This window comes from Candidatus Binatia bacterium (assembly GCA_035631035.1).
GTDB lineage: Bacteria > Eisenbacteria > RBG-16-71-46 > SZUA-252 > SZUA-252 > DASQJL01.
Genome location: DASQJL010000059.1, coordinates 1 through 15,357 on the forward strand (window position 1 = coordinate 1; position 15,357 = coordinate 15,357).

The window sequence follows — 15,357 nt, forward strand, 5'->3', positions numbered from 1 at the left end:
TGCAGCACCAGCGCGCGGGCCGTCTTCCGGACGGTGGCCGCGATCGCCTCCCGGTCGAAGGGGAGCAGCGTCCGCAGATCCACCACCTCCACGGAGATCCCCTCGGCCTCGAGCTTCTGCGCGGCCTGCATCGCCCGGTTCACCGTGGCGCCCCACGTGATGACCGAGACGTCCTTCCCCTCGCGCGCGACGCGCGCCTTCCCGAACGGGATCATGTAGTCGGGTCCGGGGTAGGGGCCCTTGGCGTAGGGCTGGCGGTAGATGTTCTTGTGCTCCAGGAAGAGCACCGGGTCGTCGCACCGGATCGAGCTGCGCAGGAGCCCGTTCGCGTCCACGGCGCTCGCGGGGTAGACGATCCGTAGGCCCGGCATGTGCGCGAAGATGCTCTCCCCGCTCTGGCTGTGGTAGATCGATCCGCCCTGGAGATATCCGCCGATCGCCACGCGGATCACGAGCGGGCAGGCGAAGTCGCCGTTCGAGCGCCACCGCAGCATCGCGAGCTCGTTTCGGATCTGCATCATGGCGGGCCAGATGTAGTCGAAGAACTGGATCTCCACGACCGGCTTGATCCCGCGCGTGGCCATCCCGATCGCGCGGCCGACGATGTTCGCCTCGGCGAGCGGGGAGTTGAAGACCCGCCGCTTCCCGAACTGCTTCTGGAGCCCGTAGGTCACCTTGAACACGCCCCCCTTGCCGGGGACCGTGTTCAGCGCCTGCTCGCGCGTGGCGTCGGCCACGTCCTCGCCGAACAGCACGATGCTCGCGTCGCGGGCCATCTCGTCCTTCAGGCAGCGGTTGATCAGCGTGACCATCGTCTCGGGCTGCCCCTCGAAACGCGGCTCGGTCTCGAACGCGGCGCTCGTGGGATCCACCGAGGGGGAGTAGAGATGGTCGTAGAGGGAATCCGCGGCCGGCTTGGGCGCCGCGAGCGCGGCCGCCTCGGCCTCGGCGATCTCCGCCTCCACGTCCTTCTGGATCTTCTCGATCTGCTCCCGGGTCGCGAGCCCCTCCTTGATCAGGAACTCGGGATAGGTATGGAGCGGATCGCGCTTCGCCTCCGCCTCGCGCTCGGACTGCGGCTTGTACGAGACCTCGTCGTCCGACATGGAGTGCCCGTAGGGGCGGATCACCAGCGCGTGGAGCAGCACCGGGCCGCGTCCGGCGCGGAGGTGATGCGCCGCCTCGGTCACCGTCTTGAACGATTCGAGAGGGTCGGTGCCGTCGCACTTCATGACGCGCAACCCGGGGATCGAGCCCATGCAGCGGCCGATGTCGCCTCCCGGCGTCTGCGCCTCGACCGGGACCGAGATGGCGTACTGGTTGTCGGTGATCAGGAAGAGAACGGGGAGCTGGGCCACCGCCGCGCTGTTGATCGCTTCCCAGAACTCCCCCTCGCTCGTGGTGCCGTCCCCGGCCGAAACGTAGACCAGCTCGTCCTCGTGGAAGGGGCGCTTCTCCGCGATCTCCTGGATCGTGGCGAGGAGGCGTCCTCCCTCCGCGCAGCCGACGGCCTGGAGGAACTGGGTCCCGGTCGGGCTGGACTGGGACACCACGTTCGCCCGCTTGAGCCCCCAGTGGCAGGGCATCTGGCGGCCGCCCGAATTGGGATCGTCCTTGGCGCCCACCGCCTCGTAGAGCATCTCCAGCGGGGTCATGCCCAGGCAGAGCATCAGCGCGCGATCCCGGTAGTAGGGATAGAACCAGTCGTGGCCGGGGCGCAGCGCCTTTCCGGCTGCGGTCAGGATCGCCTCGTGGCCAGCGCCCGAGATCTGGAAGTAGATGAGGTTCTGCTTCTTGAGCTTGATCTCCTCGTCGTCCATGCGCCGCGAGAGGAGCATCACGCGGTAGATGTCGACCAGGTCGGATCGGTTGAGCCCATAAAACGTAGCGGTATCGGCCCGGAGCGCCACGGAAGAGAACCTCCTCGACGGGGGGAATTACGACTTGAGCCCCACAAGTATAGCGGAGAGACTCCCGAGCGTGAAGTCCGCCGCCTCGCGATTCGTGAAGCCGGTCCATTTCCAGGGACCGGAGGGACGCCTGGAAGGGCTGTGGGACGACCCGGCCCGGGGGCTCCCCCCGGCCGTCATCGCCCACCCGCATCCCGCCCACGGCGGCTCCATGCACAGCAAGGTGGTCTACACCGTCTTCCGCGTTTTGCACGACGCGGGGCACGCCACCCTGCGCTTCAACTTCCGCGGGGTCGGCGCGAGCGAGGGAACCTATTCCGGGTGGGACGGCGAGGTCGGGGACGTGGCCGCCGCCGCGGCGTACGCCCGGCGCGAGACCGGGACCATCCCCCTCTTGGTCGCGGGTTTCTCGTTCGGATCGTGGGTCGCCTCCAAGTGGGCGATGGGCGACCCGAACGTCGAGCGGATGATCCTGCTCGGCCTGCCGGTCGACCGGAACGTGGACGACCGCTCGTTCGACCATTTGACCCGGCTCCCGGGGCCGCTCCTGATCATCCAAGGGGAGCGGGACCAGTACGGCAGCCCCGCGGGCATCGCGCGCCTGGTCGAGCGGCTCCGGCCGCTCGGACCGGTCGAGGCGAAGATCGTCCCCGGGGCCGATCACTTCTTCACGGGACACCTGGCGCCCCTGGAAGCCGCGCTGCGGCAGGGATTGGGGCTGGAGGCGTCGTGAGCGCTCGCCACCGCGAGCCGGGCGGCGCCGATTCACGGGAGGCATCGTGAGCACCGACATGCGGGACAAGGTGGCCGTCGTCACCGGCAGCACCAAGGGAATCGGACTATCGATCGCGCGGGCCCTTCTTGCGGAGGGAATGCGCGTCGCGGTTTCGGCGCGGAACCGATCCGAGGTGGATTCGGTGTCGAAGAGTCTGGAGCGGGAGCACGCGGGGCGCGTCCTGGGTCAGATCTGCGACGTGCGCCGCGAGGACGACGTGCGCGCGCTGTTCGACGCGGTGGACGCGAAGTGGCATGGGCTCGACGTGCTGGTGAACAACGCGGGTATCGGTCTCTTCAAGAACGTCGAGGAGATCTCGCTCGAGGAGTGGAACGCCGTGATCGAAACCAATCTCACCGGCGTCTTCCTCTGCACGCGGGCTGCCATCCCCCGGATGCGCGCGCGGGGCGGCGGCTACATCTTCAATCTCTCGAGCCTGGCCGGGAAGACCTCCTTCCCCAGCGCGGCCGCCTACAACACGTCGAAATTCGGATTGAACGGATTCAGCGAAGCGGTGATGCAGGAGATCCGCTACGACGGGATCCGCGTCAGCTACCTGATGCCGGGGAGCGTGAACACCTACTTCAACGGCCACGAGCCCGATCCATCGCAGGGCTGGAAGATCCAGCCCGAGGACATCGGTGAGATCGTGGTCGACCTGCTGCGGTTCCCGGGGCGGTCGCTGCAGAGCCGCGTGGAGATCCGCCCGAGCCAGCCGCCGAGGAAGTAGCTGGCCGCCGATCGGGCGCTGTCTTACTTCAGAATCGCGAACCGTCCGTTGTTCGTTCCGCCCGGCGTGGTGACCCGGTAGTAGTACACCCCCGACGCGAGCGGCTGGCCACGCCCGTTCGTGCCGTCGATCCGGACCTCGTGCCGCCCCTCCGCCACGAAGGCCTCGTTCACGAGCGTCCGGACCCGGCGCCCGCGAATGTCGAACAGCTCGACGCGCGCCGGCCCATCGCTCGGCATGCCGAAGACGAGCACACCCTCGGGGTTAAGGGGATTGGGCGAGACGAACGCGGCCGTCTGCGCTCCATCCGCGCCTCCCACGACATTCAGCATGATCGTCCCGGTGATCTTGTGGAGGTCGTACGTGTAGGCTTCGACCGTCGCGGTGACTTGCCTGCGACCCGATACGGTTGAGAAGAGCTTCGCCAGGTCCGCTCCCGAGAAGCAGGCCTCGATCTCCTGGATCCCGTCGTTGTCGCGATCGACCACGACCGTGCCCTTGTTCGTGAGCGCGTGGATGCTCGAGACCGTCCCGAGGTCGCTCTTCATGACGATCCTGTCGATCGCGACGTCCCACGCGCGGAAGCGGCCCCCGACGGGCTCGATCCCGAAGCAGTAGGAGCGGGGGGCCGTGCCCGCGAGCGCCAGGGACCGGGAGTTCGCGTCCTGGACCGCTTCGAACGAATAGACTTCAGGCGCCACCCCGGTGATGACGAGCTTGACCGTCCTCGTGACGGTCTGGCCCCCCATCGTGCCGGTGAGGGTGATTGGATACGTTCCCGGCGGTATGACCGGGTAGACGTACCCGAATCCCTCGAACCAGCCGGGAATGACGGAAGAGAAGCTGATGAGTGACCAGGGAAGGCTCGATTGGTCCACGGAAAAACCCTGGAACGGATCGTTGTCGGGATCGTCCAGACGCGCGCTGATATAAAAGTAGGGCTGGGTCCGGTTGTCCGCATGGTACTCGCCGTCAAGGCCGCTGAAGTAGGGAGGGCGATTGGGCTGCGGTGCCCATCCCCGGCTCAACAGCACCCTCAAGGTCCGTGTGTCGTTCAACGCGAGATCGGCCATTCCGTCTCCGTTGAGGTCCCCCACGTCGGCGTTGGTCGCTCCCTGACCCGCCGGAAGATCGACCCGCCCCTGGAACGTGCCGTCACCTTTCCCGACGAGGAGCGTGACCCCGAGCGATGGGGGCAGACCCGAGGTCCAGCCGGCCACGATCAGATCGGTCTTTCCGTCGCCATTGAAATCCGCGGCGGACAGGCGTTCGCCGAAGACGCCGGTACGGGCCAGGGCCGCCTTGGTGAACAGTCCGTTCCCCTGACCCAGGAGGACCTCGCTCGCGCCGGGCGGACCCCACCCGATGCTCGAGATCAGGTCCGGCAGACCGTCTCCGTTCCAGTCACCCACGACCAGGTCCCGGCTCTGATAGCCGTAGGAGCTCTGGGTCGAGTGACCCGCATCGAACGTTCCGTCTCCGCGATTCAGGAAGACGCTGTAGGCCTCAATGAAATCGCCGTGCGCGATGACGAGATCCAGCGACCCGTCGGTATTCATGTCCGCGAGATCGACCTGGTGGATGAAGTCGGGAAGGGTCAGGACCGCGGGCTCGGAGAACGTGCCACCGGGGGCCCCGAAGAAGATCAGCAACTGATGTTGGAAGCAGCCGAGCCCGCAATTCTCGAGTCCGATGACGATATCCGGCATCCCATCACGGTTCAGGTCTCCGACGACCGGCTTGCCACGGGTGTCCACGGTGGTGATGGGGGGACCGACGATCATGGAACCGTTCGGCTGGCCGTACAGAGGGAGGAGCGACTGCTGGGTGTCGTTGTTGTCCCGGACAGGAAGCAGCAGGTCGGCACGGCCGTCCCCATTCACGTCCGCTGCCGTGGACAGGTAGAGGTCGATCAGGTCATAGCCCTGATACGTGCTCTCGATCGGCGGCGCGAACGCTCCGTTGCCTAGTCCGAGGCGCACGAGGACCCGATGGTAGACGGCCGTCACCAGATCGAGGCGCGAGTCTCCATTCACGTCGGCCAGATGGGTCTCGAACGAGAATTCCCCCGGCGTCATCCAGTTCCGCTCCAAGAAGCAGTACCCGGGGCCGCATGGCGGGGGAGGAGCCACGGTGATCTGGAACGCGCGCGTCACGTCCGGCGAGACGCCGTCGCGTACCACGACCGACGCCTGGTACACGCCGGCATTGTAGAGGCCCGGGTCGAGGCGAATCTCGGCGGCTCCGACGCCCCGATCGATGACCGACACGAAATCGGGACCCGATGCCTTGGCAAACGTCAGCGGCCGATTGTCCAGATCGCGAGCCGTCACCGCCTGCGTCGCGAACCCGTACGAGTCGACGGTCATGTTCGCCACCGGGCCGACGTCGATCGAGAGCCCCTCGATCACTGTGATATGGAACGTTTTTCGATCGGTCGCGAATCCATCGGTCGCCCAGACCTCGGCAAGGTAGTTGCCGCCGTCGCTGGCTCCCGGGGCCAGGCGGATCGTCCCCGACGCCGAGCCGGTCCCCGCGCTCGCCGTCGTGACCGTCATGAAGCCGAGAGGGCTGCCCGAGAACGTAATCGCGTCGCCGTCCGGATCGGTCGCCGAAAGGGTCTGGTCCGCCGTCGCTCCCTCGACGACCGACATGTCGGAGGGCTGTTCGAGGGTGGGCGCGCGATTCGCGGTGCCGCCCCAGGCCAGGCCGTCCGTGTCGTTCCACTCCTGGCCGAGCTTCATGGTGTTGTCGAAGTCGATGCCGAAACATTGCGCCCCGAACGACGTCCCATAGGTGGCGCGAATGGGGGTGGAGGACGCGATCTCGATCGACGGCGTGCCTCCCGATACCGTGATCGGAACCGTGGCGAGCCGGTAGTCGCCCGGCGGCAGGATCGTTCCGCTCACGTATCCGGCGTGGTAGTCGGAGCCCGACGATTCGATCCCGTAGGGGATCGAGAACGCGGCGATCCGGTTCTCGATGGCGCCCCACGAGACCGTGCCGTTCGATGTCCGCAGAATGAACTCGTAGGAGTTGATCGTCAGGTCGCCGTCGCTCGTGACACAAGAAGCCGGCGAGCTGTCGCGGTTCACGTTCGTGCGCAGCCACACGTCGACCGAGGTGGTTCCTCCGGCGACCACGTCGGCGGCGGTGTGGATGCCGTCGCCGTTGGTGTCGAGGTACATGTACTGCGCGGCCGCGTGGGCCAAGGGAAGAGCGAGGATGAGAAGGAACAGTCCGAGGGCACGAAGGGATCCGAAAGCGCGAGTCGCGATCATGGGAGCATCCCGGGCAGGAGCTAGGTTGTCGCTGGATCCGCGTCGATAGTAGCACGCCCGGGCCCCGGGCCCGCTAAAGCCTGAAGAACCCCCAAACCACGCCCGTGAGCTCGCCCAGCACCGCCGAGAACACCACGCAGAGCGCCAGGTATACGAACGCGCCCCGTGCTCCGATCCACCGCGACACGACCCCGAACGTGAGGATGTTCACGATGGGGACGGAGAGCATCATGGCGGCGGCCGCGCCGGGTCCCATTCCCTTCAGCAAGAGCTCGCGGACCAGCGGGAGCTCGGCTCCCGAGCAGAAGTAGAAGGGGAGGCCGCTCAGCGCCGCGAGCAACGACCCCGCGAACGTCCGCTCGCCATAGAGCACGTTCACCCAGTGGCGCGGCACCAGGATGTCCACGACCGCCGCGACCGCGAGGCTCACCAGCACCCAGGGTCCGTACTCCACGATCTGCCCGCGGAAGCGCCGGGCCACCGAGGCGAATCGCGAGCGTCCCCGGATCTCGGCCACGTCGAACTCCTCGGCGTCGGGCTCCGGGCCGGGCCGCGTGGCCGTGACTCCTCCGGGCCCATGCGTGTGGTCCCCATGCTGCACCCGGCCCGCCGGCTCCGCCGAGCGGTCCGCGACGCTGCGGAGCGCCCGAACCGCCGCGTAGCCCACGGCCAGTCCGAAGACCACCGACACCACGAAGCGCGCGAGCGCCCAGCGCGCCCCGAGGACGGTTCCCGTGAGCAGGAGCACCGGCACGCTGACCGAGGCGCCGGCGGTCAGGAAGGCGAACGTGTGCTTGAGATCGCTCCCGCGGCGTCGCAACGACACGGCCAAAGGCACCATGCCGCACGTGCAGAGCGGGATCACCGCGCCGGTCATGGAGGCGAGGAGCATCGTCGCGGGATGGCGGCCGGTCAGGAATCGCGTGATGGTTTGCTCCGAGACATACTCCTCGATCCAGGCGCCGATCAGGATGGCGAGAAGGAAGAGAGGGATGATCTCGACGGCGGCGTCGGCGAAGACGCGGCCCATCGCGAACAGGGCGTGGGAGAGGTCCATCCCGGGATTCTACCCCAGCTTGCTTGACAGGTTGCGCCCCCTCGGCCACGATGCGGCTCCAACGTGGAGGGGACTGATGACGATCCGTGATCCGCTGTTCCATCCCGCGTTTCTGGGCCGCCGGGCGGCCATGGAAACGCCCCCGTTCGAGCCCTTTCCGCCCACGGGGCGCTCCGCCTGGTCGGGATCCGAACATCCTCGGCCCGACCTGGAATTCCACGTCCGCCACCACAAGACGGCCCTCGAGGTGGATCTGGAGCGGAAGGAGCTGCGCGGGCGCGCCGCTCTGACCCTGGAGTCGCTGCGCGAGGGGCTGCGCGAGGCCGCGCTCGATGCGGCCGAGCTGCGGATCGCCTCCGTGCGCGCGGGGAGGAAGAGCCTTTCCTACCTCCTCGAAGGGGAGAAGATCCGGATCACGCTTCCGCGGGCGCTCGGCGTCGGCGAGCGGATCACCGTCGAGATCGCCTACGCCACGAATCCCCGGAAGGGGTTCACCTTCGTGGGCCCGACCGAGGCGGAGCCGGAGCGCACGCCGGGCGGCTGGACCCAAGGCCAGGCGGACGACACCCACTGGTGGATGCCCTGCCTGGAGAGCACCGAGAGCCGCGCCACGCACGAGCAGATCGTCACGGCGCCGGCGGGGTACCGCGTCGTGGGCAACGGCCGGCTGATCGGGCGGAAGCCGAACCGCCGCGCCCGCACGGTGACCTGGCACTGGAAGCTCGACACCACGCATCCCGCCTACCTCACCTCGCTCGTCGTCGGCAAGTACGTGGAGCTGCGCGACCGCGCGGGCTCGACGCCGCTTTTCTACTACGTGCCGCGGGGCAAGGAGCGCGCCGCGCGCGCCGCATTCCGCAAGACCCCGCGCATGATCGCGAACTTCACCCGCGTGTTCGGCCACCCCTACGCGTTTCCGAAATACGCGCAGACGCTGGTGGCCGACTTCACGTTCGGCGGGATGGAGAACACCAGCGCGACGACCCTCTTCGACCGCATCCTCGAGATGCCGAACGACTCGCTGGACGAGGGCTACGACATGCTGATCGCCCACGAGCTGGCGCACCAGTGGTGGGGCGACCTCGTCACCTGTCGCGACTGGTCGGAGGGATGGCTCAACGAGGGGTTCGCCACCTACTCCGAGATCGTCACGCGCGAGGCGGACGCGGGGCAGGAGGACGCCGACTTCGGGCGGCTGGAGCAGATGTGCTCCTACCTCGTCGAGGACGGATGCGAGTACCGGCGCGCGCTGGTGGAGCGCCGCTACGAGTATCCGAACGAGATCTTCGACCGCCATCTGTACGAAAAGGGTGCTTTGGTGCTGCACCAGCTCCGCGCCGTGCTGGGCGACGACGCCTGGCGCCGCTCGCTCAAGCGCTACGTGCGCCGCCACGCGTTCGGGCCCGTGGAGACCGCCGACCTCCGTCGCGCGTGCGAGGACGAGACGGGACGGAACCTGGGCTGGTTCTTCGACCAGTGGGTGCACGCGGGGGGCCACCCGGAATTCAAGGTGGAGCGCCAGTGGGACGACGCGGCCCGCTGCCTCACCCTCACGTTCCATCAGATTCAGCCCGAGGACCGGATCACCCCGGTGTTCCGCGTCCCCATGCAGGTGGAGATCGCGACCTCCGGCGAGACGCGCCGCATCCCCATCGAGATCCGCGACCGACGGCAGACGGTCCAGATCCCGCTGTCCTCGCGCCCGCGCTACGTGGCGGTCGATCCCGAGCACCACGTCATGAAGCTCCTCGACTTCCCGCGCTCCGACGAGGAGCTCCTCTACGGGCTCAAGCGCTCCGGGTTTCCGCTGGAGCGGGTACGGTGCGCGCGCGAGCTTGCCGCCCGCTCCGACGAGCGCGTCGTGGCCGGGCTCCTCGCGGCGCTGAAGCGCGATCCCTTCTGGGGCGTGCGCGCCGCGGCCGCCGTGTCGCTGGGGGAGATCGGCGCCCGGATCCCCGGCGTCGCCGACCGCCTCGGACCCTCGGCGCTGAAGGAGCAGACGCGCGTCCGGCGCGGCGCGATCTGGGCGCTGGGCTGGATCGGCGATGCCGCCGCGGTCAAGCTGCTCCAGCGCTGCGTGAGCCGGGACGCGAGCACGTTCAACGTGGGGTGGGCGCTCCTGGGCATTGCCCGGGCGAAGCGGCCCGACGCGTTCGAGCGGATCGTGGCCGAGCTGCCGCGCCCCAGCCACCGCGACATGCTGCAGATCCTGGCCTTCGACGCGCTCGCGTTGCTGAAAGACCCGCGTGCCCTGGACGTCTACCTGGAGCACACCTCGCTTCGCTACCGGAACGAGGGGCGCGCGGGCGCCACCAAGGCGATCGGCAAGCTCGGGATCCGCACCGACGCCGCCGAGGCGCGCCTGGTCGAGCTGCTCTCGGACCGCTGGTTCCGGGTCCGGAACGCCGCCGCGTGGTCGCTCTGGAAGATCAAGTCGCCGAAGGCCGAGTCCGCGATTGCCGCCGCGCTGGAGCGCGAGGCGCTCGACATGTCCCGCGCGGCGCTGCGCGACGCCCTCGACGGAGTGCGCAAGGGGCGGTAGTCTTCCCGGGTTCCGTTGCTGCCGCTTCCCGTTCCCGGAAAGACTCGATGCCGCTCGAAGCGGGGACCCGCCTGGGTCCCTACGAAATCGTCGCTCCCCTCGGCGCCGGGGGGATGGGCGAGGTCTATCGCGCCCGCGACCCGAGACTGGGACGCGAGGTCGCGGTCAAGGTGCTCCCGCCCGCGTTCGCGCGCGACCGCGAGCGCCTCCAACGCTTCGAGCACGAGGCGCGCGCCGCCGGCGCGCTCAACCACCCCGGCATCACCGCCATCTTCGATCTCGGTACCCAGGATGGAATTCCGTTCCTGGTCAGCGAGCTGCTCGAGGGGCAGAGCCTCCGCGACGTTCTGGCCGAGGGACCGCTCCCGCCCGCGCGCGTCGCCGACCTGGGAATCCAGACCGCGCAGGCTCTGGCCGCGGCGCACGCCAAGGGAATCGTCCATCGCGACCTGAAGCCCGAGAATCTGCACCTCCTGCCGGACGGCCGCCTCAAGGTGCTCGACTTCGGGCTGGCCAAGCTGACCGCGACCGACGCGCCCGCGCGCGACGAGACCGGCCCGCAGCTCCACTCGATCACGATGACGGGAACCATTCTCGGGACCGCGTCCTACATGGCCCCGGAGCAGGTGCGGGATCAGCCGGTCGATCATCGCGCCGATCTCTTCGCGCTCGGCGCGATCCTCTTCGAGCTGGCGAGCGGCAGGAGGGCGTTTCCTGGCGAGACGCCGGCGGACCGGATGACGGCGATCCTCACGCGCGACCCCGATCCGCTGCCGTCCAGCGTCGACGCGGCGATTCCCGGGCTCGAGGCGGTCATCCGACGCTGCCTGGAGAAGCGCGCCTCGGACCGCTTCGATTCCGCTCGCGACCTCGCGTTCACGCTCCGACTTCTGGTCGCCGCTCAGGAGAAGGGGGGGCCCGCTGCTCCGAAGCGTGCCGAGGCCGCGGTCGCGCCGCGGGACGTGAGGTTCCGCCAGCTCACCTTCCGCGAGGGGCTCGTTTCGGGCGCGCGGTTTGCGTCCGGGGGACGCACGGTCGTCTATGCGGCCAACTGGGGTGCGGATGAGAAGGATCTCTATCTCGCGCCCGTGGGGAGCCATGAGCACCGCCCGCTGAACGTGCCGGGTGCCCGGGTCCTCTCGATCTCCCGGAGCGACGAGCTCCTGGTCCGGCTTCGCTCCCGCGACGTCGGGGGCTTCGTCGTGCTTGGCGTCATCGCCCGCATGCCGCTCATGGGCGGCACCCCGAGGGAAGTGGCCGACGAGGTCTTCCAGGCAACGTTCGGTCCGGATGGGCGCCAGATCGCCGCCGTTCGCTTCCTCTCCGGGGCCGCGCGCCTGGAATACCCCCTCGGGACCGTGCTGGCCGAGACGAACGGGTGGTTCAGCAGCCCCTGCGTCCTGCCGGATGGGAGGGTCTTTTGCGTCGATCATCCGGCGCGCGGAGACAACGCGGGGTATCCCATGATCGTCGGACGGGAGGGCGGGCAACGCCTGACGACCGAGCGATTCAGCTCGGTCGCGGGAGGCGTTCTCCTTCCCGGCGGGCGCCACGTATTGATGTCCGGCCAGGAAGCCGATGGAAGCGGCGGGATCTTCTTCGTCTCTCTGGAAGGCGGGTATCGCCCTGCGTATCGCACGCCGGACTGGTCGTTCGTGGAGGACGTATCGGACGCCGGCGATGTCCTCCTGACCCGGCGAAGCCCGCGGATGCTCCTGGAGACGGGAACGCGCGGCCAGGACCCGTCGCGCGACCTTTCCTGGCTGGACTGGTCGCTCGCGCGCGATCTCACGTCCGACGGCCGCACCGTGCTGTTCGACGAGACCGGGTTGGGCGCGGGACATCCCACGGTATTCGTGCGCGGCACCGACGGCTCGCCGCCGGTCCCCATCGCGGATGGGGATGGCGTCCGACTGTCTCCCGACGGCCGCACCGCGATGGTCATCGATCCGACCAATCCCACGGGCTTCGAGCTGGTGCCGATCGGGATCGGAAGCGCCGAATCGCATCGCATCGCGCCTGTCCGGGGCATGGGAGCTGCCTGGTTTCCCGACGGCAAGGCGATCTGCATCGGAGGGCACGAACCCCAGGGGCGTCCCAGGCTCTACCGGTACGATCTTGCCACGCGCGTCCTCCGGCCGCTGACCGAGGAGGGAACCTTCATCAGCTTCTGCTCCGTCTCTCCGGACGGCGCGTTCGTGTTCGTTCTGAGCCCTCGGGGACATTCGATCTATCCCGTGGCCGGAGGCGAACCGCATGTCCTGGAGGCCTTGGGAAGCCAGCATCGTGGGATCGGCTGGAGCCCGGACGGGAGCGCCGTCTTCGCGTTCGAGCGCGGGCGCGTTCCCACGCCGGTGCTCCGCATCGACCTGGCCAGCGGGCGGGCGGAGCCGTGGATGGAGATCCATCCTCGGAGCACGGGAGGCGTGACCGGATCCAACGCGGTCTGGCTCTCCGCCGACGGCGAGCGTTACGTATGCAGCTACTCGCGCACGCTGTCGGAGCTCTTTCTCGTGACCGGGCTGACTCCATGAGCGGCCTGACCGGCCTCGCTCCCGGAACCCGTCTCGGGCCCTACGAGATCGTCGCGCCCCTGGGCGCGGGCGGCATGGGCGAGGTCTATCGCGCCCGCGACTCGAGGCTGGGACGCGACGTCGCGGTCAAGGTGCTCCCGCGCGCCTTCGCCGCGGATGCCGACCGGCAGCGGCGCTTCGAGGCCGAGGCGCGCGCGGCGGGCGCGCTCAACCACCCCAACATCGTCACGCTCTTCGACGTGGGCGCGACCGACGGGACGCCCTATCTCGTGACGGAGGTGCTCGAGGGGGAGACCCTGCGATCGCTCCTCTCCCGCGGACCGCTCCCGCCCGCGAAGGCCGCGGCGCTCCTGGGGCAGGCCGCGCAGGGGCTGGCCGCGGCGCACGCCAAGGGGATCGTGCATCGCGATCTCAAGCCCGAGAACCTCTTCGTGCTGCCCGACGGCCGCGTGAAGGTTCTCGATTTCGGGATCGCCAAGCTGGTCGCCGGCGAGGCCTCGGCCGGCGCCGAGACGACGCCGGTGTTCGCTTCGATGACCGCCTCGGGCACCATCCTGGGAACCGTCTCCTACATGGCTCCCGAACAGCTACGTGATCAGTCGGTGGACCATCGCGCCGACCTCTTCGCGCTGGGCGCGATCCTCTATGAGCTCGTGTCGGGGCGGCTCGCGTTCCCGGCGGATACGGCGGCCGATCGCGTGACGGCCATCCTGACCGCCGACCCCAAGCCGCTCGATCCGGCTGTCGAGGGCGCGATGCCGGGACTGTCGGAGCTGATCCGCCGCTGCCTCGAGAAGCGCCCCGAGACCCGATTCGAATCGGCGCGCGATCTGGCCTACGCGCTGGAGATCCTGGCGGGCGCCGCCGGTTCGACGCGCGAGGCGGCAGGGTCCCACTCAGAAATGCAGGCGGTCGATTCGTACCTCAAGATCCGCCAGCTCACGTTCCGCGAGGGATACCTCTCGGCGGCGCGGTTTGCGCCGGACGGCGTCACCGTTCTGTACCGCGCCGCGTGGGAGGGGCAGCCGCCCCGGATCTATCTGTCGCGAACGGACAATCCCGACTATCAGCCGCTCCAGCTGGGCAACGCGGAGCTGCTCTCGGTCTCGTCGGCCGCCGAGCTCGCCATCGGTCTGCACCCTCGGGACATGGGCGGCTTCATCCAGCTCCACACGCTCGCGCGCGTCTCGATGCTGGGCGGCGTTCCCCGCGAGCTGGCGAAGGACGTCTTCATGGCCGACTGGGGACCCGGCGGCCGGTCGCTCGCCGCGATTCGTCTCGTGGACGGCCGCTTCCGACTGGAATACCCCCTCGGGACGGCGGTGCACGACACGACCGGATGGTTCAGCCATGTCCGCGTCGCTCCATCCGGAAAGCAGATCGCGTTCTTCGAGCATCCGGTCGCCGGGGACAACGCGGGCGACGTGAAGGTTCTGGAGCCCGGGCGACCCCCGAAGACCTTGGTCCGCGGACTCAACAGCGCGGGCTCCCTCGTCTGGCGACCCGACGGGACCGAGATCTGGTACGGGGGCACCGCGGAGGGGCAGGGATCCGGGCTCATCTATGGCGTGACGCTCGACGGGAGCGTGCGTGTGGTCTACCAGACCCTCGGCTGGCCCACGCTCTACGATTTCGCGCAATCCGGAGAGGTCCTGATCGGGCGCATGAAGCCGCGCCTGAGGCTCCAGACCGGCACGCGCGAGGCTCAGGGCGCCGACACGACGGAGCTCTCCTGGCTCGACTGGAGCCTGGCTCGCGACCTCACCACGGACGGCTCGATGGCTCTCTTCGACGAGACCGGCCCCGGCATCATGCACGGCGCGGCCGTATACGTTCGAGGGACGGACGGATCGCCCGCCATCCGGATCGGCGAAGGCGTGGGGATGGGGTTTCTGCCCGATGACCGGCATGCGTTGACGATCGAGGTCGTCGATTCGGAGCGGGTCGTCGGAATCTGCCCTCTTGGAGCCGGGGAGCCGAGGCGCATCCGTCTCGGAGGCATCGTCCCTCACTTCGGCCGGCCGTTTCCGGACGGGCGCTCCGCCGTGATCGTCGGGCACGAACCCGGACGGGAGGGAGCGCTCTACCGGCTGGACCTGGAATCGGGGGACCTGCAGCGCATCACGCGCGAGCCGATCACGGTGCGTCATCCGAGACCCACGCCGGACGGAAGCGCCGTTCTCGCGACCCGGGCGGACGGGGCGTTCGCCCTGTTTCCGGTAGATGGCGGGCCCTCGCGCGTCATTCCCGGCCTCGAGACGGACGAACGCCCCTGTCAATTCACCGAAGACGGCAGGTACATCTACAGTTTCCGGCGAGGAGCCATTCCCTGCACGGTCGACCGGATCGAAGTCGAATCCGGGCGGCGCGAGTCGTGGCTCGTGATCGAGCCGGTCACGCGGAACGGGACCGAATCCTTCGTCTCGGTGCTCGTCACCCCGGACGGAGCGCGGTATCTCGGCTCGTTCGGACAGTACGTCAACGACCTGTTCGTCGTCAGCGACCTACGCTAAGTGGCGCCCGGGCGC

The 15,357-nt window shown here is 68.8% G+C and carries 8 protein-coding genes; 5 read left to right on the forward strand and 3 right to left on the reverse strand.

Annotation, left to right across the window (positions count from 1 at the left end; genetic code table 11):
• A partial coding sequence (locus VE326_05465) for a thiamine pyrophosphate-dependent enzyme (GenBank protein HYJ32649.1) occupies positions 1-1,910 on the reverse strand: 1,910 nt, incomplete at its 3' end.
• 70 nt (positions 1,911-1,980) lie between these two features.
• On the opposite strand from VE326_05465, the gene VE326_05470 reads away from it, so the two are divergent.
• Entirely contained in the window at positions 1,981-2,643 is a 663-nt protein-coding gene (locus VE326_05470; protein HYJ32650.1) for an alpha/beta fold hydrolase, read from the forward strand.
• 46 nt (positions 2,644-2,689) lie between these two features.
• On the forward strand, positions 2,690-3,415 hold the full coding sequence (locus VE326_05475; GenBank protein ID HYJ32651.1) for an SDR family oxidoreductase: 726 nt from the start codon (positions 2,690-2,692) through the stop codon (positions 3,413-3,415).
• Between the two features lie 23 nt (positions 3,416-3,438).
• Here VE326_05475 and VE326_05480 read toward each other — a convergent pair whose 3' ends face one another.
• Together VE326_05480 and VE326_05485 are read right to left on the reverse strand one after the other, a co-directional pair.
• A complete protein-coding gene (locus VE326_05480; GenBank protein HYJ32652.1) occupies positions 3,439-6,696 on the reverse strand; it encodes an FG-GAP-like repeat-containing protein in 3,258 nt (1,085 codons plus the stop codon).
• Between the two features lie 73 nt (positions 6,697-6,769).
• Positions 6,770-7,753 (reverse strand): permease, encoded by a 984-nt coding sequence (locus VE326_05485; protein ID HYJ32653.1) that lies wholly within the window; start codon positions 7,751-7,753, stop codon positions 6,770-6,772.
• Positions 7,754-7,829: 76 nt separating this feature from the next.
• Between VE326_05485 and VE326_05490 the strand changes: the two genes are divergently transcribed.
• From VE326_05490 to VE326_05500, 3 genes are read left to right on the forward strand one after another with little or no spacing between them, the layout of a single operon-like run.
• A complete protein-coding gene (locus VE326_05490) occupies positions 7,830-10,295 on the forward strand; it encodes a M1 family aminopeptidase (protein ID HYJ32654.1) in 2,466 nt (821 codons plus the stop codon).
• A 47-nt stretch (positions 10,296-10,342) separates the two neighbouring features.
• Complete coding sequence (locus tag VE326_05495) at positions 10,343-12,829, forward strand: protein kinase (protein ID HYJ32655.1); 2,487 nt, start codon at positions 10,343-10,345, stop codon at positions 12,827-12,829.
• The gene (locus tag VE326_05500) at positions 12,826-15,342 is read left to right on the forward strand and encodes a protein kinase (GenBank protein ID HYJ32656.1); all 2,517 of its coding nucleotides are present in this window, start codon (positions 12,826-12,828) and stop codon (positions 15,340-15,342) included. The genes VE326_05495 and VE326_05500 overlap by 4 nt, the downstream gene beginning before the upstream one ends.
• The last annotated feature ends 15 nt before the right edge of the window (positions 15,343-15,357 follow it).